Raw genomic sequence first — 19914 nt, forward strand, 5'->3', positions numbered from 1 at the left:
CGGTTGTGTGTTCGCGCTATTGAGCAAGTGAAAATAATTGAAATACCGGAACCATTGAAACCAGTGAGGATACGCAAGAAAAGTAAGACAGTCAATGTCATCAAGCCGTATCCGTACCCTAATCGAAAGCGAAAGGAGAAAGCGACATCCAAACATTCACTGTCCATGAGTTCCCCCCGAATCTAAACGAATTAAACAGGATGCATTATATGCAACGGGCGAAGCTAAAAGAGCAATGGGAAAGCATTGTAAGGGATTCATGTTGGATTTATGGGATCCAACCAGTTAAACGAGTATCTATAACGCTAGAGTTTTACTTTCCAGATAAGCGCCGAAGGGATCTGGACAACTATGCTTTCGCATTTAAGTTCATTGGGGATGCTTTAGTTAAGTTGGGCATCCTCCCGGATGACAGCACGGAAGAAGTTGTAGAGCTTCGCGTGGTTAAGGGTGGTATAAGCAAGCCGAAGCATATAAACATTCACTTAGTGGAGGTATAGCGGATGATCGAAGTTAAGTCGTTCACGGATCGGAAAGGGAACAAAGTGCGAATCGGTGATTATGTAGGCTACGTTCACCAAGGAAAAATCATATGTGAAAATAAAGTTGTTAGCATTTCAAAATCAGGATCTCACGTCGAGGTATATGTTGAAGGAGAAGAGGATCCGTGGTTTCCATTTTGGATTGAAGGGTGGAAAAGCCGTGTTCAATGAAGAGGATGATGACGGACTAGGGGCGATCAGGGGATTAGTGAACGTGTTCCTATTCATGGTACTTGTAGGGTTGATAATCGGTTACGTATGGAAGGTGACTACATGAGCACATGGCATAAACAAACTCTATTCGTCTTGAGAAGTCCTACAGGGGTTATAGTGGGCATTTCAGAGTCAGTTCCACGCGGTTATAAGGAACCGACAGTAAAAGAGCTGAGAGAGGCGTACAGAGCGCCTACGGAGCATTATAAAAAGAAGGTAGCGGAGAAGAAGAGATGGATGGGAGATTGAAACTATGACATGGCAATGGATGATGGTCGCAATAACACTAATCGTGATGACGGCGGTAGTAATAATTACGTTTGATGGTAATGACAAGGAAGCTTTAAAGAAAAAGTTGGAAGAAGAACGAGATAAGAACAGCAACCTTAGATCGGATATTTATCGAGAGAAACAGAAGAATCTAAAGTATAATGAAGATAACTAAAGTAATTGAGTATCTGATATTAATATTTGCGTAAATAAGGTTAATTTATAGTGGTTTTTGATGAAATATGGTATACTTATAAGTAATAATACGATCGTTTTCGAACATTCGAACTAAGGAGGATTTACCATGACTTTGCAGGAACAATTGGATGGAATTGCAGAAAAATTATCCCAGCTTGATGTGAATAACCGTGGTGATCTAGCGGAGATTTCCAGATTAACGACTATGCAGAACGAATTGCTTGCACAACAAGCGTTAGAAGAACGAGTTCAAGTGCAGGAAACTAAGGTTGCAGCTATTATTCTGCCTTATGATTTTAATGAGTTGTTTGGTGATCCGAACGCTAACGATATTGTGATTGAGCTTATCAAGGATTTACAGCGCCAGGCGTATGCGGAACATAACGGTGAGCATAACGAATTGGTATCAGCGCATCGTGATGAACTAAGGGCTGCGGCGGATCGTGAGTTGCAATTGAAGCGTCAGAATGATGAGTTGCAGTTTGAAAATACTAGTTTATCAGGCGTTATCGAACACGGTTCAGCGGCAAACAAAGAATTGACTCGAGAAAATGGTGATTTGAGAGATCACATTCAAAAAGTTAATCTCGAACTTGAAGTTACGGCAAGAGAACGTAATGTAGCATTAGCGAAAGTTGAAGAACTTGAAATTCAATTAGCAGAGAAAGCAAAAGAAGCTGTTAACGTGTTACATATTGCTGGTAATGATCGTTTAGCAACACTGGTTGAACAGAGCAAGAATGCCAAGGTTAAATCAGCGCTCGATATCGCACTTGAGAATGCAGCACCATTCCGTGGGAAAGTTATCAAAGATGGTGAAGTGGTTGCGCCACTATATGCGCCTGAGGTTGCACCCTTTCAGCCGATTGATCAAGCCAGCGATTCAGGTTATCAATTGGTCACAGGACCAGTTGAAAGTGTTCCTGCAGATGATCAAGTGATACCCAGTGAAGCCGAAGTACATTCCGAACCAGCTCCAGTGGCTACCGGACAACCTGAAACTGGCACAGAAGCGATTACAGCGGATTATCTCGAACAAAGACTAGCGTGGTTTGCAACAGAACATGGATTGGTGAGTAAGGGAGCGTAATGCTCCCTCCTTAGGGGGATAACATGGACTTCGCAAAAATAAAGTTTTACCTTGAATTATCAACTATATGTTTAGTCGTTGGATCGATTGCAAGTATATTAATGACCATGCTTATGAGTAGTGACGTTTCAATGGGTAGGCTGATGACATCAATAGCAATGACCATGATAAGCGCGTATTGTATGATCAAATATAACGAAACGTTCGACACGCTCGCTAAAAAATGGGGATGGCGAAAGTAAGGAGGATCACATGTCGATAGATATTAAGAAGCTCCTGTACAGCTACCACAAATTACAAGTTGGATTAGCCAACATCAAAGAGAGTATCAGACGTGAGCAATTGAAACGTCAATACCCATCCTGTACGCCAGCTTACAATGATGACATTAAAGGTCGTGGTGGACGACCCGTCAGTCAGACGGAGCGTTTCGCATTACTTAATGTGGAACTAGACGACAACGCTCGATTCATGCAATGGGATGCAGAAGAGCATGAGTACGTCATCAGACTAATTGAGAGCGCACTAGCGACACTTAATGAGAAGCAACAACAACTTATAAAGTTGGCATACTTCGAAGGCAGAGAACCGATACAGGCGCACGGCATGATGAACATCAGTTTATCTCACTATTACCACGTTCACACCACAGCACTTCAAGGGATTGTACAATGCTTGAATGGTGGTCATGTATTCATGAATCGTTTGATTCCGACAAAGAAACAAGGAAAAATGAGCAAAAATCAAGGAAATATGGCAGTTTTAGTGTGATATAATGTAATTACGTAGATCATTCGCCATGATCAGGATATCCTTCGCGAGAGGATAAGGTTATAGGGCGTTCTGTATTAAAGTTTCGGTAAGGCAACACAAATTCAACTGCGGATTGACCAAGGGAAGTGCAAGCCATATGAGGGATCTATTAGATCTTACATGCGGTTTCGCACTTCTTTTTGTTATCTGGATGAAGTTTTGGTTATACGTTTACTATGATGTATTAGGAGATGATGATGATTCCACAAATTGAATGGGATAAGCTAATCAAGAACGGGATATTTGCGGCATTGTTTATTATGCTCCTGGTATATGTGATGAACGCCAATAACGCAAGAGAGCAGCGGTACAACGAAACGATAGATAAATTGAGTGATACGATTAATACAAAGCTGGTAGAACTAAAGGCCATGCATAGCTCTAGGAGTTGATACGATGTTTGAACCAAGTGATTGGATACGCAAACCATCTACCAACGAAGATATGCGCATGATATACATAAACGTGGATACGAAGCTACCGAAGCTGAGAGAGACATTCAGCAGTGAGCATCAGCGGATGTTAGATCGGCATGAAGTGAAACAATATAATCTAAAACGATTGAGGTGAGACTATGGCAGGAGGGCGGCCAAGCAAGTATTTTTCACATGTTGAACCTAAACTCTTGCTCATAGAAGCATGGGCAAGGAATGGATTAACGGAAGAGCAGATGTGTGAAAACCTAGGTGTTTCAATCGCTGCTTTCTCAAACTATAAGCTTGAGTATAAAGAGTTGGTAGATGCCTTAAAAAACGGTAAAGAAGTAATTGACACCATGGTTGAGAATGCTTTACTCAAAGCAGCGCTAGGATATAACTATGAGGAAACAAAAGAAACTGCTGATGGTTTCGAGAAATCAACCAAGTTTGCACAACCGAATACAACAGCGCTCATCTTCTGGTTAAAGAATCGTAAACCTAAAGATTGGCGTGATAAGCAAGACATAGAACACAGTGGGAAAATGGTGATGTTCAGTGGAGAGTCAAAGCTCGAAGATTGAAGTACATCTGCCTGATGTGGTTGGTAAGGGTTACGCGTCCTTCTGGAACTGTAAGAAGCGTTATCGAGTTATTAAAGGCGGTCGTGCTTCTAAGAAGTCAAGGACAGCAGCGCTATGGTACATCTATAACATGCATAAGCATCCACTGGCTAATACAGTCGTGGTAAGGAATACATTTAACACCAACAAGGATTCAACGTATGCGGTTCTTAAATGGGCTGCTAAGCAGTTAGGTGTATATCATCTGTGGAAGTTCACGGAATCACCGTTAGAAGCTCGCATACTCGATACAGGACAGAAGATATTATTCAGGGGCTTTGATGATCCACTCAAGATTACTTCCATCACGGTTGATGTTGGTGTGTTGTGTTGGGCATGGGTGGAAGAAGCGTTTGAGATCGAGGATGAAGAAGAGTTTAGAACGTTCGATGAGTCTATTCGTGGTGATATGCCTGAGGGACTTTGGAAACAGGTCACACTGAGCTATAACCCGTGGGTACAGTCACATTGGACCAAGAGTAGGTTCTGGGATAAACAGGATCCGGATGCAGATACATTCACAACCACATACAAGTGTAATGAATGGTTAGATGATGCAGATAGGAAACTAATCGAACAGTTAGAGTTTTCACATCCAGAACGTTACAAGGTTGTAGGTCTGGGTGATTACGGTATACCTGGGGGAACATACTTTGAAGAGTTTAGACGTGATGTGCATGTGTGTGAACCTTTTGTCATCCCCACGCACTGGCAAAGATTTAGATTTATGGACTATGGTTTGGATATGTTGGCTAATTATTGGGCTGCAATTGATACCCATGGTAACGCTTTTATATACAAAGAACTATATGAGAGTAACCTGATCATTTCCGATGCAGCTAAGCGCATTAAAGAAATGACCAATGAAGATATAAAGTTCAGCTACGCGCCGCCTGACTTATGGAATCGAAGGCAAGAGACGGGTAAGAGTGCGACGGAGTTGTTCAGAGACAATGGAGTTACGCTAATAAAAGCTAATAATGATCGTGTACAGGGATGGTATAACCTTAAAGAATGGCTGAAACCGTATAAGTCCAGGGATGAGCAGACAGGTGAGGAAATCACAACAGCACGGTTAAAGATATTCAAGAACTGTGTGAACCTGATCAGGACATTACCACAACTGCAGCATGACGAGAAGGATCCTAACGATGTAGCGACTGAACCGCATGAACTAACACACGCTCCGGATGCACTCCGTTACTTCTGCTCGATGCGTACACGGCCTAGTGTTACAACGGTGGATAAAGATCCTGATAATCCAACACCGCATGAGAAGCATCAGAAGGCGATTAAGGCTATGACGGGTAATAGGAATGTATCAGCATTTACGAAATGGTGAGGTGAGATAAGTATGAGTGATACCGCTGATAACGATAACGTTAAGGATACAATGAATGCTGGAGATATCATGCTTGAGTTGGAAGATGAGCACCATTCGTCTCTCATGCCGCTGAATCAAGAAAGAACGAGGTGAACTAAATATGGATTTCCTATCAGGGGTGCTGTTCGCAGCATCCTTTTTCGGCGTTGCTTATTGTTGCTACAAGCTAGGGCAGAAGAGTAAACGTCCAGTAGTCACACAGGTAGATGAAGAAGGACAGAAGAAGGCGGAGAGAGTACGTCAAGGGTTCGAGCAGTTAATGAGCTATGACGTGCATACAGCGTTGAAGGGGAAGAGGGTGAGTGAGTAGTGGAATGGATGACAGCGAAGGACCTAGAAAATATGATTAACTACAAACTGCCCGTCGGAATGCCTAAGCCACAACTTAATATAGTGAAGATCGTACTTGACTCATTAAAGAAGGTGACATAGTGGCAGACAAAACCAAGGATTGGTCGTTATACGAGAACGGTGTGAACTATAACAATAGGTTGGAGCCAAACTATTATGAAACAGTTAATGCAAATTTGGATTTTTTCGCTGGCAATCAGTGGCGTAATCTTCCTGATAGCGATATGCCTAAGCCTGTATTTAACATCATTAAACGGGTAATCACGTTCTTCGTCGCTTCACTAACCACAACGAAAGCAACGATTAATTATAGTGTGCCAATGTTCTCAAAGGATAACCCCGATCCAAACAGGCAAGCAGAAGCGATTGGTGCTGTCATTGCAAAGAAGCAAACTGACCTGCTGTTCGAGAAGTTTAAGATGGAGTTTCGAATCAAGGATGCGTTGTTTGATGCCGCTATTACAGGGGATGCAGCAGCGCATTTTTATTTTGACATGAGTAAGAAGCCGTATGGCAGTCTTAGACCTGATATCAAGGGTGAGATCTGTATGGAACTGGTCGATGGTACGAATGTATTCTTCGGTAATGCCAACAACGTTCGTGTTGAACATCAGCCTTACATCATCGTTAGTGGCCGTGACATGGTTAAAAATCTCCAAGAAGAAGCTAAACAGTATAAGCAAGATCCAGATGAGATTAAGGAAGATGCGTCATACCAATGGCAGTCTGGCCGTGATGGACTGATCGAGGTTGAAGGTGATGAGTCAGGCAAAGCGGAGTACATCATTGTTTACCGCAAGGTGAAAAAGACTCGCAAGGTTAGAGATCAGAATGGCATCGAATCAGACGAGGAATATACCACTGTAACGGCTTCTAAATCGACGGAAAAGGCTTATATCTACCAAGATATTGATACGGGCATGAGTGGCTATCCTGTGTCTTGGATGAACTGGGAACGCACAAAGAACAGCTACCATGGTCGAGCGATTGCTACAGGAATTCTACCGAATCAAATCTTTATTAACAGAATGTTTGCCATGGTTATGTATCACTTGATGATGACTGCGTTTCCTAAAGCTGTTTACAACCAAGATGCAATTCAGCTATGGGACAACGCAATCGGTTCTGCTATTCCTGTCACTGGTGTTGATTTGAACACCAACTTAAAGAACATTGCCGGATACCTTGAACCAGGCAACATGAGCAGTCAAATCATGTCCACGATTGAGCAAGCCATGCAGTATACGAAGGAGATGTTAGGTGCCAGTGATGCAGCATTGGGGCAAATTGATCCGAAGAATACGTCAGCAATTATCGCGGTACAGAAAGCAACTGCCGTTCCATTAGAGAATCCTAAATCAAACTTATACGAGTGGATCGAGGACATTGGTCAAATCATCTTTGACATGATGGGTACTTATTACGGGCAACGTCCCGTGCTTCTTGATGATGGGAATGTAACAGACTTCGACTTCTCATCACTTAAACATACATGGTTAGACGTTAAGGCTGAGGTTGGAGAGAGCTCCTACTGGTCTGAGATTGCTGCAGGTCAGACGCTTGATAACTTGCTCGCTAATGGTCACTTAGACATTCTGCAGTACCTTGAACGTGTGCCAGATAACATGATCACCAAGAAAGATGAACTGATCAAAGAGATACAAGATCGAATGGCACAGCAACAACAAATGCAAGAACAGCAGATGCAACAACAGCAACAGCAAATGGCTGATCAACAAGCGCAGCAAGCAGGTATGGCGCAGCAACAGGCTGGTCAGAAGATGCAAGAACAGGTTATGAAGCACGAAGCGGATATACAAAAGGAACTCATTAAAGCCCACGCTAAATCAAGCGCATAACACTAGGAGGAAAATATGAATCCAGGAATCGAGAACAATTTCATGTACCACGGACCAAAAGAAGGTCAAACCGAAAAGTACGAAGCTATCCGAGCAAAGGCAAAGGAACTGGCGTACTTGATTGATGAGTTATGCCCCAGAAGTCGCGAACAATCAGTTGCTATGACAAACCTTGAAACGACCATGTTTTGGGCTAATGCCGCTATCGCACGGAACTAATTAAACCATTCTGACCGTCAAGTCATTAAACTGTCCATCACCTACCCGTGATGAAGGAGTTACTATGAATAAACCTTATATGCTGCCTCTCAACTTGCAACTATTTGCAGGAGACGAGGACGGTTCCTTTGACGATGGATTTGACAGCCTACCCGCTGAGGATACATCAGATGAGATTACGCATGAACCTTCCGACTTTGAACAAGAGGACGTAACCGAACCTACCAGTGAGGATGAGCCGCCTGTAGAAGAGACGAAGGAACCTGAGACACCACAGCAACGCATGTTACGGTTGAAGGTGGACAGGGAAGAGCGAGAAGTGCCTGAGGAAGAAGCTATTCGTCTTGCACAGATCGGTATGAACCAAGATAGAGCGATTGCACGAGCGAAGCAAGAAGCACGTGATGAGTACATCAGAGATCAGGGTTACACCTGGAACGATAAGCCGATCACCAATGAAGCTGAGTATAAGCAAGCAATAGCTGAAAAAGAAATGATGGACAAGTATAAAGACAAGGATCTCCCTCCCGAAGTAATTCAGGAACTGATTGAGAGCAGACGAGATCGTGAGGAAAGACAGAAAGAAAAGCAAGCCAAGCAAGAAGAAGAAAAGTATCAAAAGGATTACAACGAGTTCTTTCAATACTTCGAGAGTGCCAATGACCGTAGGTTTGATCCTAAAACCGACACATTGCCTCAAGAGGTTATTGATGCTGCAAACAATGGCGTACCGCTGAAATATGCGTACATGGATTACCACAGTAAACAGCTTCGCAACAGTTTAAAAGTTAGCAAGCAGAACGAAACAAACCAAAAGAAATCACCAGTCGGTAGCGTCACGTCACACGGTAACAATGCAAAAGTGGCAGATGATGACTTTATGTCCGGTTGGAACTCAGAATAAAGGGAGGCCATAAACCATGGCAGTTAACTTAGCAACCAAATTTAGTCCTAAAGTAGATGAGCGCTTCTCACTTAAATCCTTAACAGAAGCAGCAACAAACCAAGATTACGATTGGGACGGCGTTACAACGGTTAAAATTTATTCCATTCCAACAGTAGCAATGGGTGCTTACACTCGTTCCGGTCTTGCTCGTTATGGTACAGCAGCTGAACTTGATGACACTGTAGCAACATACACACTAACACGTGATCGTGCCTTCACGTTCGCGATTGATAAAGGTAACAAACTTGATTCCATGAACGTTCGTGATGCTGGTAAAGCTCTAAGCCGTCAAACAAATGAAGTAATCATTCCTGAAATTGATATCTACCGTATCGCTGCATTGGTAACAGCGGCAGCAGCTAACTCCGGCCGTCCAACAGCAACAAACATCACAGCTTCTAACGCTTATTCTTCCTTCCTAACAGCTAACGCTTACCTGGATGAGAATAAGGTCCCAATGGGTGGCCGTGTAGCGTTCGTAACTCCAACTTTCTACAACTTCTTGAAACTAGATCCAACGTTCTTGAGTGCAAATGAAATTGCACAAGATATGAAAATCAATGGTCAAGTAGGCGAAGTAGACGGAGTGCCAATTGTAAAAGCACCTTCCACTTACTTCCCAGTAAAAACTCCATTTGTTATCACACATAAGAGCGCATTGGTAGCTCCTAAGAAATTGCAGGATTACAAAGTCCATGACAATCCTCCAGGGATCAACGGCAACTTGATCGAAGGTCGTATCATCTATGACGCATTCGTACTTGATGCTAAGAAAAAAGCAATGTACGCATGGTTAGAGGTGTAATATATGGAGTTTCCGCAACTGTACCGCAATGCGGACGGTGTGGAGCTTGAAGCAAGGGACGATGTTCAGGCCGCAGCGTTCGAGGTTGGTGGATTTCAAGCAGTAGAAGAACCAACTAAACGTACAAGAAAACCGAAAACAGACGAGTAAACGAGACGATAGGAGAGGCTTAGTGCTTCTCCTATTTTTTTTGTATAAAGGAGGATTAACCATGGCAACGGGATATGCAATATCGAATTACTTGGAGAACGCGATCTTAAACCATTTCTTACGTGGTGGATCAGCAGTGTCACAGCCCTCAGCAATCTATCTAGGGCTGTTCACGGATGCAGCAGGTATTGTTGCAGATCAACCAACAACAGAGGTCTCAGGCGGTTCCTACGCACGTACAGCGGTTACATGCAGTGCATCAACAACAGGAACAACGGCTAATACAGGTGACGTTACATTCCCAACGGCTTCTGCATCATGGGGGACGATTAACTATGTGGGCGTTTTCGACGCTTCAACATCAGGAAACCTGCTATTCTGGGGAGCTTTAACAGCAAGTAAGACGGTAGCAAGTGGAGACACATTCAAGATTACAACGGGTTCATTTACGGTGACTCTCGATTAGGGGGTGAACGTTATGGCTTACTACCTTTCAATGAATGGAACGAGTGACAAGATTTCCACTCCATCTATGGCTACAACAGAAATTGTCATGGATGTTGTCGTAAAAACACGGGCAGCGTTCAAGAAGTGCTTCATTGGTTGGCGTAGGCTATGTAAATGCAACAGCCATAGAAGGCGCTCCAATTATCAGCAGTATCACGCTTTATGCCAATGAAGAAACAACCGTCGCACTATCCGCATCGGAAGAACTAACAGTGAATTTATATGCGTTAACGCTCAACTCTGTAACATTGGACGGTGGACCATGACAGTTTCAAACCAAAACTTCACAATGTACGCTGGTGACTCTAAGAACATTGCCGTTAAAAACCTGAGTGGCATCTCTTATGATGGTGCATCCATCGTTTGGACTCTCAGCATCAACGGTGGGCAGGTACTTAGTAAATCAACGTCAAGCGGAATCACCATATCAGGGGATACATTCACGGTAGTTCTGAACAGCTCAGATACAACCAATCTTAGTGGCGAATACATGCAAAAAGCTAAGGTAACAGACATATTCGGCAAGGTATCAACATCAATGACAGGGACGATTACCTTTAAAAAGTAGGAGGTGCAAGATGAACGAAACAACAGAGTTGATCATGAAGCAGCTCAACCAAAAAAAAACCCACGCTATAACGCATGAGTTAGGCGGCGGAGATGAAATAGATGCAACAAAGTTAAAGAACATTGACGCTGTGCCTGTTTCAAATAGCATGATTGCAGATGGTGCGGTTACGACTTCTAAACTGTCTGATCTGTCTGTTACTACCGCAAAGATTGCTATTGGTGCGGTTGGCGTTAATCAACTTGATGCCACATTGCTAAATTCACCAGTAAACAACGTAGCAGTTCAAGCTGAATTTGATAGACGTGGAATCAATGTAATGAAGTTTGGTGCTTTAGGTGATGGTGTAACGGATGATTCAAATGCAATTATAGCGGCGATTACATCTGTAAGTAGTACAGGTGGTGGTATCGTTTACTTCCCTGAAGGAACATACCTGGTTAGTAAACGAATTGACGTAAAAGGGAATATAATCTATGCAGGAGCAGGCAAAACAGCATCGATTATAAGAAAGAAAAGCACTCATATAAACAGCGAGATGTTCCGACAATCTCCAACGGAAACAAACGTAATTTTTCGCGACTTACAAATTGACGGTCAAAAGGCAGATGGTAATGTAACAACAACAACTGGTATTCGCATAAAGGCAAATAATACAATTGTTCAAGATTGTTTGTTTAAAGATATGCTCCTTGATTCCATTTATATCGGCGATACCGCTTCATTCTCTGCTAAAAATGTAACGATCTACAGAAATGAAATTTCTAACACAGGTCGAAACGGGATAACATCGGTTAGTTCTGAAAATTTAACGATTGAAAGAAACTACATTCACAATGTTGGTCTTCTCGGTATTGATCTTGAAGCAGACGTATCGGCCACAAATAAAGAATTCACTATACGAACAAACATCATTGAAACAGCAGGAGACAAAGGTATTCAAATTACGAATATCGCTGAATCAGGGTTAGTTGAAGATAATGAAATCCGTGATACAGTTTCATCGGGAATCATTTTAGCGCAGGACGTTCAAAATGTAATTGTGCAAAATAACCGCATTTTCGACGCTGGTTTATATGGGATAGAAATTCGTTCGCAGAATTCAACAACCCTGAACTACCCGAGACATAATCGGTTGATCGGTAACTTGATCCAGCGGGTACAGCGGCACGGCATTTATATCTTATCAAATGTGACGTACATCGACATGCTATATAATCGGATTATTGATCCAAGAAGAGACACTGGCGCTTCTTATAGTTACATTCGATTGGAATCGGGAGCAAGCTACTGCAACATATCCTACAATCGCGGCGAAACAATTTTAAGTACCGTAACCACCGGATTAATAACAGACGGAGCTGCTCTGTATTTGACTATAGCTTTTAACCGTTTCAATAATGTAACAACAGGTATAAGTAACGGAGCGTCAACTGTAACAACATTTGGTAACTGGGTGAACGGTTCAACGGCAGAGCCAGCCTTCTTGAATGATAAAATTCGTATCGACGTAAACGGACAGTTCACAAGATTTCTGAATGGTTTGCAACTGACATACGGAACAGGTAGCCCAGAAGGAGTTGTAACAGCTAATCAAGGGTCCATTTATATCCGTAAAGATGGATCAGCAAGTCAGGCTTTATATATAAAAGAATCAGGAACAGGGAATACGGGGTGGGTTGCGAAATGATGAAGTCATGTGTTGTGCTGAACGGAAAAGTTATTAATATTGGGGAATGGGATTATCAGTATGAACAAATAGAAAATGAAATGGTTGCGCGTAATCCAATGCCTGAAGGCGCTGGTATTGTAGAATTAGAGATTCTAGAGGGCGCTGACGGTGGACTTTATGCCGCTGATCAAGTGCGGCCTAAGACTTCGGAGCAACGTATCGCAGAGCTGGAACAATTAGTTGCTGATCTCGCATCTTTGCAATTGGGGGTATAGTTAATGGACGAACGTAAGTTAAGACTTTATAAGTTTCTATTGGAAATTGGACGAATAACATTAACCGATATTCCTGATCCATACAAGTCAGCTATTACGGAGTAGGACCATTATACGCAACAAAGAAAGGAGGCAACCCATGAACGTTCAACAAATCCTTGATGAGATCCAAGAGAAGTACCCACACGGACTATCAGACGCTTCGGTGATGCGAAAGCTCGATGAAATCCAAAAGGAACTATTCAGGACCATTTACAAGCCCGTAGTCATTGACGTGATGGACATTGTGAATGACGCAGAGTTCTACATCCTTGGTTACTCCAACACGAAAGTAATTGATGTAACTGTGAACGGCGTAGAGTACACAGAAGCCAATATAAAGGGCGTTTCGCCTAGTCCTCCATACTTCTATTGGTTCGTCTCTGACACGGTTCTAGGGCTGTATCCAACGCCTGATACGGACATTGCGGACGGTTTAGTAATCACAAGATATAAAGTACCACAACTTCTGGAAAGTACCTCAAGCATCCCTGATTTCGATTATGACTTTCATATGATGTTGGTTTACTACGCTTGTAAAATCATCGCTGAGAACTATAAGGACTTCGATACGGCTAATGGGTTCTTCACCCAGTACAACGCCTTGTTGAAGTCCTTTAACATGTCTAAGCAAGCCACGCAGGACTATTACATTCAGAACGTGTACGGAAGGTTGGTGTGAAATGAGTGATTCGTCAGAATTAATCGCGCAGCAGATTCTAAACGCGAGTATCAATAAGAGAAATTGGAAAGATGTTATGTACAATGTAAAGGTGTTCGGCGCTAAAGGTGATGGCATCTACGATGATACGCAAGCGGTGCAAGATGCCATTGATACGGCATTGTTCAACAATGCAACGTTGGTTTACTTCCCTCCGGGAGCGTACAAAGTAACTTCACTCACTTACGCTGAGACGATACACTTTATCGGGGATAACGCGTCATTCGTTGGGTACGCTGGTGAGATTACGCAACTAGGTTCTGGCAGTTCATTAGGTGTTTACAATGTAGCCTCCTATGAATCTATACAGGCTACAATTGATGCTGCCAAAACTGGTGGCGGTGGGACTGTTCATTGCCCTCCTGGGACATATACAGAGGATGTTTTAATCGATTCTGACAATATAACATTAAGTTTAGATTGCGCTGCTGTGATCACTGGTAAGGTTACTATGCAAGGCGGCGGATTCAGTAAGTCTAACTCGGTATCGTTAACGGGTGCTTGGGCTTCATTCCCTGTCGGAACCACAGTTTTCAGCGGTAATTTTTCAGCATTGTCTATAGGTGATAAAGTCGTTATCGAAACGACTGTGCAGGATGGTTTAATCAACCAAGTAGGCGTTGATTTTGCAACCGTTGTATCAGCGAGTAACACTCAATTGGTCATTGATTTACCAACTAAGTTCGCTTATAACAATCCAGTTATTTCAAAGTTATCTAGTGCTCGTTATGTGGTTGGTTCGATCACATCTGATGACACAACCATCACAGGAGACTTCACAAGTCAATTAGCAGTAGGTGACATTGTAAGGTTTGAAAATAGGAACGGAACAGGCGGAGTCAGTTCAAGTACTGCTTACTTTGAGTTGAATAAAGTAGTTGCTATAGATACTTCAACTGTCACATTTGAAAATAAATTCACTCACTCCTTCACGGATTATTGGGTTATTAAGCTGAACTACATCAGCAATATTTCGTTAACAGGCGGTAAGATCAATACGCTTTTTGTTGGTTATGTAACTAATTTTCATATGGATAAATTGGCGGTTGGACTTACTACAGACAGTGATGGTTACGCTATGTCTCTGCGTTACTTGTATGAGTTTTTTATCAGCGGTGTTGATGTAGAGGTAATTAATAAGCCGATTGGTGTTGATGCCGTTTTCAACTACAACGGATTTTTCAGCAATATCGTAGCGAGTGGATCGAGAGGAAGTACGGATAACGGAAACTTTAAACTGATGAGTCATGTCAATGTGGTTGTAGATACCGTGGTTTCAACCGATACACAAAGTACCGGATCAGAAGCTGATATGCCGTTTATGATTGATTATTACTACACGCCTTATAAGTGCTGGAACAACAAGCTTACGATTGACTCCGTATCAGCAGCAGGCAACAAGAATGCCGAAGACTTAGGCAAACCTGATGTATGGTTAATCGGTTTGAAAAACTCAACAGTTAACAACGTTGTGAGTAATAACCCTATCCGCGTTTCAAATTGTTATAGTGTGATCCTATCGAATTTAGTTAATGACAGCTTGTTGGTGTTCGATGAGTCATGCAATTTGGTTTCCGTCAATGGATTCAGATGTGGGTCCATAGACATGACAGCAACGACACAGGTTTCATTATCCAATGGGATTCTAACGAGTAAAGATGCGCTAAACTCAAGGATTATTTTCATCCATGGGGTGTGTTCAAATATTACGCTTAGAGACATTTACATGACTGTTAGCACGTTTGACAGTATATATCTTCAAGACTGCGATAAGATCCAGATTGACGGAGTAACAGATGAAGCAGCTGGAACAAACAGCGTGGTTCACGGTATTAATGCAACTAACATTATCTATGGCCGAAACTACTTCAAAGCTGCAACACCAGTTAACACAACTTCAATTGCACCAGTAAAGGATTACGGTATACCGAAGGGTGTAATTGTTCCTATCTTTGTACTAGGAAGAAACAGTTATGCAGCTAAAGGTAACATTACTGGTGATGGAACGGCCTATAAATGTGTGTTCGACGGTGATGGGATTAACTTTTCCAATAAAAACAATGTTGTTGCTGGTCAATCTACATTTACTGTAGCAAAAGAAGCTGCTGGAAACTATGTATTTACGGGATCAATCGGGCTAGAAAATGTAGGTTCAGCTCATACGCTTGCTGAGTTGTACATTCGCAAGAATAACACGCAGAACTATTATCTGGACTACACGTCATTAACTGTAACTGGAACGATTAAAGTATTTTTAAACGGTTCTGTCATCATTCCATTGGTAGCAGATGATTACATTGAATTGTTTGTAAAGGTGTCTGGCGGTACAAAAGTGGTAACATGGGCATTCTCTGAGCTTGGCGGTCAATTTGCAGGTACATTGTTATTTGCCCAATAAGGAGGGATCATATGAACTATTGGCCTTCCGTCAAAAGCAAGAAGCCAACCATTCAACGTGAGTTTCGCGGTGTAAATAAACTGGACTCATTCAGCATTGGCGATTCGTTCGCCACAGAAGCAACCAACTTAACCTCATCCAAGTACCCGGCGCTAACAACTAGGTTGGGTTTTTCATTGCTCGGAAGTGGTTTTGTTGCTGCGGTTAACGGGCTAGGAGCATGGAAAGACAGTGAGCTACAGGCCATCTCAGGAGGTACATGGTATAAGTACTCCGGCGGTGCATGGAGTGGCGTTACAGGCGGCACAGGGCTTGCAACAGCAGACGCAAGCTTCGCCAACTTTAAAGGTGGATTCGCAGGTATAAACCTGATCATGGCGAATGGTGTGGTGTTCAAGAAGTATGACGGTGTCTCAGTTACCAATCTTGCAACAGCTCCTGCAGGTGGTAACTATGTGGAGCAGTTTGCAGATCGTTTATGGTGTGCAGTCGGTAATGACCTGAAATACACAGCTTATCGTGTTGGTGATGATTGGACTACGATTAATGGAGATGATGCTGATTCAGGGTTCATTACGGTAGAATCTCCAAACGGGGAGACGATCAACGGTGTTAAGGCTGGTCTATCCGCTATGACCTTGTTTAAACCGTCATCCATTCATAAACTGATGGGGTACGCTCCATCGGACTATACCTTAATTACAGTGACGCGAGAGATCGGAGTCCTTAACAATAAATGTGCGGTAACGATTCAAGGCGTAATGTACATTCTTGATGATACTGGGTTATATAAATACTACGGTTCTACATTGCCCGATAAGAGCTTTTCAGAGGTCGTGCAGTACTACATTGACAACATGAACAAAGCAGCCTCTAGCACATGTTTCCTCGCGTCTGATGGGCGTTATCTGTATGCAGCTATTCCAATGGCAATGGCTACAACACCTGATACGTTAATTGTGTATGATACACAGTTTAAAATCTGGTATGTCTACAAGGATTGGAGTCCAACGTGTGGCGTTAAGATGGGCAATGACCTTTACTTAGGTGAATCTACGGGTAAAGTTATCAAGCCTAGCGGAACGACTGATGGAGGTCTTCCTATCGCGTTTAAATGGGTATCTAAGCCGTTTGGATCGGGTTCGATGAATCAACGGATTAGATGGTACCGCACTTGGTTGGTGGTGGACGTTGCACCAGGTAGTTACGTTACAGTGTCGGTGAGCAATGAACCAATATTAGACAGCTGGACTACAGTTCAAACGATCACAGGTACGCTGCAAAGTGTGCGTATGCCTGTTAATCTTGGTGCTTTGGCCATGGGTAATTGGCTTAGAGTGAAGTTTGAAGGTGCAGGTCCAGTAACAATATACGAATGGGATCGTGAACAAGAGGAGATGCCGTTAATATGACATTACCTAATTTACCAGAAGTACCACCGAATCCATCCACACAGCAACTAGCGCAGGTTGTCGGTGCATTGGTTCAGGAACTATCATACCTACTCAGTGGGTTTTTGAGTTCTGAAAATGCTCGAGAGTTCGGTGGATGGATCGTAGGGAAAACAGAACTTCAATCAAAAGACAAGATGGTCGGAATGTCCACAGAAATCACTGGTGCCGATGATATCCGCTTTTGGGCAGGAGACTTAAAGACGGGCGCACCAAACTTTGCAGTAACAGAATCAGGCAATATTACACTAAAGACTGATGTTGGATATCCAAGGATCGAATTTAACTCTCTAAATAACCTGCTTGCAGCTTACTCCGATGCTGATACGTATATTGCCATATTACCTAATTACAGCGGTTCTGTTCCTGCGCTAGTCCTTGTGGATGCCGCTACAACTAAAGCCTTTTTAAACCGCGCAGGAAGTGGCGGGACAACACTAGGTACGTTTGATGGTGAAGCATTGAACCTGCAACCATCGGGTTCCCTACAGATTAACGGTTCATCAGGGTTATCCGGGACGTTTTATGTTTCTGCTACATCAGGCGGAGCAGCTACCATTCCAATTACTTTTACAAAAGGAATCAGAACTTCCTAGTTCTATTAAGTGTATTATGGTATATAATGGGATCAAAATACCATGAATACGAGGGATTACTATGAAAAAGTTTATTTTGGGATTAATTGTAGGCGTTTCGGTTACTGCAGCAGGTTCGGCATACGCCGATGATATTGTTATGGTAGGTAAAACCATACAGGGACAGTTTCCTGTTAAAATCTCAGGCAGTCAATTAGATACACAGGCTATAGTTGTAGATGGCACCAGTTACTTGCCTGTGAGATCCATAGGAGAAGCATTGAATATGGACGTTAAATTCGATGCAGAACTAGGAATTGAACTGAATGCAAAAGGAGTACAATCGTCGATGGAATCAACTTTAACTCCGGAAGATCAAGAAAACATTAATTCCACAGAAGCGCAGTATCCGCAGCTAACTGCTAAAATCGAAGAAGCTAGTCAACGAATAGTTAAATACAATCAAGAAAAATCAGAATTGCAAGCGAAGGAATCTTCTGAAACAGATCCTTCTCAAAAGAAATTATATAGTCAACAGATTGCAAGCATCCAGGAGAACATCAGGGTTGCTCAAGAAATTGTAGATGAGCTGACAAAAGCTATCGAGTCGATGAAACAATACGTCATAAAAATAAAGTCGAAATAGTCTAGCATCCGCTAGGCTTTTTATTTTGTAAAGGAGGGCGCAACATGGCAGATGTAGGCATCCGTGATTATTTAAAAGGTAGAGGTTACAAGGACGATGAAATCACCTACAACAACGGCAATGTGATGCTTAAGAACAAATTCTATGCAAGTGCTACGCCACAGGCTGACGGCAGCACATACGGGGATCCTAATAAATTAAACCAAGCTTTCAACAATTACAACATGGGTGATGCGCTTGATACGTTTAAAACGAACCTTGCTAAACCACGGGCGCAGTTCTCGTACGATCCAAACAGTGACCAAGCGTATCAATCAGCTCTAGGAGCCGCGCAGAGAAGCGCACAAACCGCAGGCAACAATGCTACGGTTAGACTAGGTGCAAGGGGCATAGGGAACTCACAGCAAGCCTTAACCACAGAGAATCAGATCCAGCAACGTTCGGTAGCTGATGTGAACTCAAATATCCTACCGCAGTTGATTAATCAAGCTTATGGGCGCTTCCACGATCAACAAGTGATGGATGATCAGAACAACGATAGGTACCTAAACTTAGCAGGTACTTACAATAATCTAGGGCAGCAGGACTTCAATAACAACCGACTAACCCAACAAGACACATTCAACAATAACCGCTTAACGCAGCAAGACGAGAGACAGACACGTCAAGATCATATCGACTTGGCTAACATGCTAAGCGAACAATACGGTATCAAGGTTGATCCAAAAGACGACCCGGCTCTAGCTTACTCTCAAGTAGCAGGATTAAAGCCTCTTAATATGCGTGAATATGAGGATAGACGTGCTGCGGACGAATTTGACCGACAGTATAAAACGGCTTCGCTCGCTAACAGGGGTTCCAGCGGTGGTGGTTCTGCAATTGATAATGAGATGGATCAAATCAAGCTAGAAACAGCAAGGTTGAATCTTGACACATTGAAAAATGGTGGTAAACCTGCTGCGAAAGCCGCTGAGGAATCAGCTAAGAAAATGGAAAATGAAAAGTCAGGGTTAGTCAATGGTTTGAAAAGTGGTGATCTTTCGTATAGTGATGCTGAAAAAAGCATTAAAACAGATTTGGCCGCTGGATTCTATACATCAGAAGAAGCAGCTGAGTTGCTGAAAGTGTTGCAAACGTGGGCTGCTAGTGCATACGGACAAAGGTGGAATTAGAGGGGGATTGG

28 protein-coding genes are annotated in these 19914 nt (G+C 42.8%); all 28 read left to right on the plus strand.

Features of this window, described 5'->3' with window-relative positions; genetic code table 11:
* The first annotated feature begins 209 nt into the window (after window positions 1–209).
* The 28 genes from ACSQ8O_RS10485 (at window position 210) to ACSQ8O_RS10620 (ending at window position 19903) form a co-directional block, all read left to right on the plus strand.
* A complete protein-coding gene (locus tag ACSQ8O_RS10485; protein ID WP_436241508.1) occupies window positions 210–500 on the plus strand; it encodes a RusA family crossover junction endodeoxyribonuclease in 291 nt (96 codons plus the stop codon).
* A 3-nt stretch (window positions 501–503) separates the two neighbouring features.
* Window positions 504–713: a hypothetical protein gene (locus tag ACSQ8O_RS10490; RefSeq protein WP_436241509.1), complete on the plus strand. Its 210-nt coding sequence runs from the start codon at window positions 504–506 to the stop codon at window positions 711–713.
* 102 nt (window positions 714–815) lie between these two features.
* Window positions 816–1004 (plus strand): hypothetical protein, encoded by a 189-nt coding sequence (locus ACSQ8O_RS10495; protein ID WP_436241510.1) that lies wholly within the window; start codon window positions 816–818, stop codon window positions 1002–1004.
* 4 nt (window positions 1005–1008) lie between these two features.
* A complete protein-coding gene (locus ACSQ8O_RS10500; RefSeq protein WP_436241511.1) occupies window positions 1009–1200 on the plus strand; it encodes a hypothetical protein in 192 nt (63 codons plus the stop codon).
* Between the two features lie 129 nt (window positions 1201–1329).
* Window positions 1330–2313, plus strand: a complete 984-nt coding sequence (locus ACSQ8O_RS10505) for a hypothetical protein (protein ID WP_436241512.1) — start codon at window positions 1330–1332, stop codon at window positions 2311–2313.
* Between the two features lie 252 nt (window positions 2314–2565).
* Window positions 2566–3084 (plus strand): hypothetical protein, encoded by a 519-nt coding sequence (locus tag ACSQ8O_RS10510; protein WP_436241513.1) that lies wholly within the window; start codon window positions 2566–2568, stop codon window positions 3082–3084.
* A gap of 233 nt (window positions 3085–3317) precedes the next feature.
* Window positions 3318–3518, plus strand: coding sequence for a BhlA/UviB family holin-like peptide (locus tag ACSQ8O_RS10515; protein WP_436241514.1), 201 nt, complete (start codon window positions 3318–3320; stop codon window positions 3516–3518).
* Window positions 3519–3522: 4 nt separating this feature from the next.
* Window positions 3523–3696: a hypothetical protein gene (locus tag ACSQ8O_RS10520; protein ID WP_436241515.1), complete on the plus strand. Its 174-nt coding sequence runs from the start codon at window positions 3523–3525 to the stop codon at window positions 3694–3696.
* Window positions 3697–3700: 4 nt separating this feature from the next.
* Entirely contained in the window at window positions 3701–4126 is a 426-nt protein-coding gene (locus ACSQ8O_RS10525) for a transposase (protein WP_436241516.1), read from the plus strand.
* Window positions 4101–5507, plus strand: coding sequence for a PBSX family phage terminase large subunit (locus ACSQ8O_RS10530; protein WP_436241517.1), 1407 nt, complete (start codon window positions 4101–4103; stop codon window positions 5505–5507). The genes ACSQ8O_RS10525 and ACSQ8O_RS10530 overlap by 26 nt, the downstream gene beginning before the upstream one ends.
* Window positions 5508–5519: 12 nt before the next feature.
* Entirely contained in the window at window positions 5520–5642 is a 123-nt protein-coding gene (locus ACSQ8O_RS10535; RefSeq protein ID WP_436241518.1) for a hypothetical protein, read from the plus strand.
* 7 nt (window positions 5643–5649) lie between these two features.
* A complete protein-coding gene (locus ACSQ8O_RS10540) occupies window positions 5650–5859 on the plus strand; it encodes a hypothetical protein (RefSeq protein ID WP_436241519.1) in 210 nt (69 codons plus the stop codon).
* A 121-nt stretch (window positions 5860–5980) separates the two neighbouring features.
* The gene (locus ACSQ8O_RS10545) at window positions 5981–7759 is read left to right on the plus strand and encodes a hypothetical protein (RefSeq protein WP_436241520.1); all 1779 of its coding nucleotides are present in this window, start codon (window positions 5981–5983) and stop codon (window positions 7757–7759) included.
* A 15-nt stretch (window positions 7760–7774) separates the two neighbouring features.
* Window positions 7775–7978 (plus strand): Acb2/Tad1 domain-containing protein, encoded by a 204-nt coding sequence (locus tag ACSQ8O_RS10550; RefSeq protein ID WP_436241521.1) that lies wholly within the window; start codon window positions 7775–7777, stop codon window positions 7976–7978.
* 64 nt (window positions 7979–8042) lie between these two features.
* Window positions 8043–8882 (plus strand): hypothetical protein, encoded by an 840-nt coding sequence (locus ACSQ8O_RS10555; RefSeq protein ID WP_436241522.1) that lies wholly within the window; start codon window positions 8043–8045, stop codon window positions 8880–8882.
* A 16-nt stretch (window positions 8883–8898) separates the two neighbouring features.
* On the plus strand, window positions 8899–9729 hold the full coding sequence (locus tag ACSQ8O_RS10560) for a N4-gp56 family major capsid protein (RefSeq protein WP_436241523.1): 831 nt from the start codon (window positions 8899–8901) through the stop codon (window positions 9727–9729).
* 3 nt (window positions 9730–9732) lie between these two features.
* On the plus strand, window positions 9733–9879 hold the full coding sequence (locus ACSQ8O_RS10565) for a hypothetical protein (protein WP_436241524.1): 147 nt from the start codon (window positions 9733–9735) through the stop codon (window positions 9877–9879).
* Between the two features lie 61 nt (window positions 9880–9940).
* Window positions 9941–10345, plus strand: coding sequence for a phage tail fiber protein (locus ACSQ8O_RS10570; protein WP_436241525.1), 405 nt, complete (start codon window positions 9941–9943; stop codon window positions 10343–10345).
* A gap of 133 nt (window positions 10346–10478) precedes the next feature.
* Window positions 10479–10652, plus strand: a complete 174-nt coding sequence (locus ACSQ8O_RS10575; protein ID WP_436241526.1) for a hypothetical protein — start codon at window positions 10479–10481, stop codon at window positions 10650–10652.
* Entirely contained in the window at window positions 10649–10954 is a 306-nt protein-coding gene (locus tag ACSQ8O_RS10580) for a hypothetical protein (protein WP_436241527.1), read from the plus strand. The genes ACSQ8O_RS10575 and ACSQ8O_RS10580 overlap by 4 nt, the downstream gene beginning before the upstream one ends.
* Window positions 10955–10964: 10 nt before the next feature.
* Window positions 10965–12644 (plus strand): glycosyl hydrolase family 28-related protein, encoded by a 1680-nt coding sequence (locus ACSQ8O_RS10585; protein WP_436241528.1) that lies wholly within the window; start codon window positions 10965–10967, stop codon window positions 12642–12644.
* Window positions 12641–12901: a hypothetical protein gene (locus ACSQ8O_RS10590; RefSeq protein ID WP_436241529.1), complete on the plus strand. Its 261-nt coding sequence runs from the start codon at window positions 12641–12643 to the stop codon at window positions 12899–12901. The genes ACSQ8O_RS10585 and ACSQ8O_RS10590 overlap by 4 nt, the downstream gene beginning before the upstream one ends.
* Before the next feature lie 139 nt (window positions 12902–13040).
* Complete coding sequence (locus ACSQ8O_RS10595) at window positions 13041–13622, plus strand: phage adaptor protein (RefSeq protein ID WP_436241530.1); 582 nt, start codon at window positions 13041–13043, stop codon at window positions 13620–13622.
* A 1-nt stretch (window position 13623) separates the two neighbouring features.
* The gene (locus ACSQ8O_RS10600) at window positions 13624–16059 is read left to right on the plus strand and encodes a glycosyl hydrolase family 28-related protein (RefSeq protein ID WP_436241531.1); all 2436 of its coding nucleotides are present in this window, start codon (window positions 13624–13626) and stop codon (window positions 16057–16059) included.
* A gap of 11 nt (window positions 16060–16070) precedes the next feature.
* Window positions 16071–17471, plus strand: coding sequence for a hypothetical protein (locus ACSQ8O_RS10605; RefSeq protein WP_436241532.1), 1401 nt, complete (start codon window positions 16071–16073; stop codon window positions 17469–17471).
* Complete coding sequence (locus tag ACSQ8O_RS10610; protein WP_436241533.1) at window positions 17468–18106, plus strand: hypothetical protein; 639 nt, start codon at window positions 17468–17470, stop codon at window positions 18104–18106. The genes ACSQ8O_RS10605 and ACSQ8O_RS10610 overlap by 4 nt, the downstream gene beginning before the upstream one ends.
* Before the next feature lie 61 nt (window positions 18107–18167).
* Entirely contained in the window at window positions 18168–18731 is a 564-nt protein-coding gene (locus tag ACSQ8O_RS10615; RefSeq protein WP_436241534.1) for a hypothetical protein, read from the plus strand.
* A 44-nt stretch (window positions 18732–18775) separates the two neighbouring features.
* Entirely contained in the window at window positions 18776–19903 is a 1128-nt protein-coding gene (locus ACSQ8O_RS10620; protein ID WP_436241535.1) for a hypothetical protein, read from the plus strand.
* The last annotated feature ends 11 nt before the right edge of the window (window positions 19904–19914 follow it).

Source organism: Paenibacillus sp. LjRoot56, from assembly GCF_964253335.1.
In the GTDB taxonomy this organism is placed as follows: domain Bacteria; phylum Bacillota; class Bacilli; order Paenibacillales; family NBRC-103111; genus Paenibacillus_E; species Paenibacillus_E allorhizoplanae.

Coding starts and splice junctions, on each gene's coding strand:
- ACSQ8O_RS10525 (WP_436241516.1), top strand. CDS start 3,701: ATGGCAGGAGGGCGGCCAAGCAAGTATTTTTCACATGTTGAACCTAAA.
- ACSQ8O_RS10565 (WP_436241524.1), top strand. CDS start 9,733: ATGGAGTTTCCGCAACTGTACCGCAATGCGGACGGTGTGGAGCTTGAA.
- ACSQ8O_RS10610 (WP_436241533.1), top strand. CDS start 17,468: ATGACATTACCTAATTTACCAGAAGTACCACCGAATCCATCCACACAG.
- ACSQ8O_RS10515 (WP_436241514.1), top strand. CDS start 3,318: ATGATGATGATTCCACAAATTGAATGGGATAAGCTAATCAAGAACGGG.
- ACSQ8O_RS10555 (WP_436241522.1), top strand. CDS start 8,043: ATGAATAAACCTTATATGCTGCCTCTCAACTTGCAACTATTTGCAGGA.
- ACSQ8O_RS10560 (WP_436241523.1), top strand. CDS start 8,899: ATGGCAGTTAACTTAGCAACCAAATTTAGTCCTAAAGTAGATGAGCGC.
- ACSQ8O_RS10595 (WP_436241530.1), top strand. CDS start 13,041: ATGAACGTTCAACAAATCCTTGATGAGATCCAAGAGAAGTACCCACAC.
- ACSQ8O_RS10590 (WP_436241529.1), top strand. CDS start 12,641: ATGATGAAGTCATGTGTTGTGCTGAACGGAAAAGTTATTAATATTGGG.
- ACSQ8O_RS10510 (WP_436241513.1), top strand. CDS start 2,566: ATGTCGATAGATATTAAGAAGCTCCTGTACAGCTACCACAAATTACAA.
- ACSQ8O_RS10605 (WP_436241532.1), top strand. CDS start 16,071: ATGAACTATTGGCCTTCCGTCAAAAGCAAGAAGCCAACCATTCAACGT.
- ACSQ8O_RS10490 (WP_436241509.1), top strand. CDS start 504: ATGATCGAAGTTAAGTCGTTCACGGATCGGAAAGGGAACAAAGTGCGA.
- ACSQ8O_RS10500 (WP_436241511.1), top strand. CDS start 1,009: ATGACATGGCAATGGATGATGGTCGCAATAACACTAATCGTGATGACG.
- ACSQ8O_RS10520 (WP_436241515.1), top strand. CDS start 3,523: ATGTTTGAACCAAGTGATTGGATACGCAAACCATCTACCAACGAAGAT.
- ACSQ8O_RS10550 (WP_436241521.1), top strand. CDS start 7,775: ATGAATCCAGGAATCGAGAACAATTTCATGTACCACGGACCAAAAGAA.
- ACSQ8O_RS10600 (WP_436241531.1), top strand. CDS start 13,624: ATGAGTGATTCGTCAGAATTAATCGCGCAGCAGATTCTAAACGCGAGT.
- ACSQ8O_RS10580 (WP_436241527.1), top strand. CDS start 10,649: ATGACAGTTTCAAACCAAAACTTCACAATGTACGCTGGTGACTCTAAG.
- ACSQ8O_RS10495 (WP_436241510.1), top strand. CDS start 816: ATGAGCACATGGCATAAACAAACTCTATTCGTCTTGAGAAGTCCTACA.
- ACSQ8O_RS10485 (WP_436241508.1), top strand. CDS start 210: ATGCAACGGGCGAAGCTAAAAGAGCAATGGGAAAGCATTGTAAGGGAT.
- ACSQ8O_RS10505 (WP_436241512.1), top strand. CDS start 1,330: ATGACTTTGCAGGAACAATTGGATGGAATTGCAGAAAAATTATCCCAG.
- ACSQ8O_RS10535 (WP_436241518.1), top strand. CDS start 5,520: ATGAGTGATACCGCTGATAACGATAACGTTAAGGATACAATGAATGCT.
- ACSQ8O_RS10620 (WP_436241535.1), top strand. CDS start 18,776: ATGGCAGATGTAGGCATCCGTGATTATTTAAAAGGTAGAGGTTACAAG.
- ACSQ8O_RS10585 (WP_436241528.1), top strand. CDS start 10,965: ATGAACGAAACAACAGAGTTGATCATGAAGCAGCTCAACCAAAAAAAA.
- ACSQ8O_RS10615 (WP_436241534.1), top strand. CDS start 18,168: ATGAAAAAGTTTATTTTGGGATTAATTGTAGGCGTTTCGGTTACTGCA.
- ACSQ8O_RS10570 (WP_436241525.1), top strand. CDS start 9,941: ATGGCAACGGGATATGCAATATCGAATTACTTGGAGAACGCGATCTTA.
- ACSQ8O_RS10540 (WP_436241519.1), top strand. CDS start 5,650: ATGGATTTCCTATCAGGGGTGCTGTTCGCAGCATCCTTTTTCGGCGTT.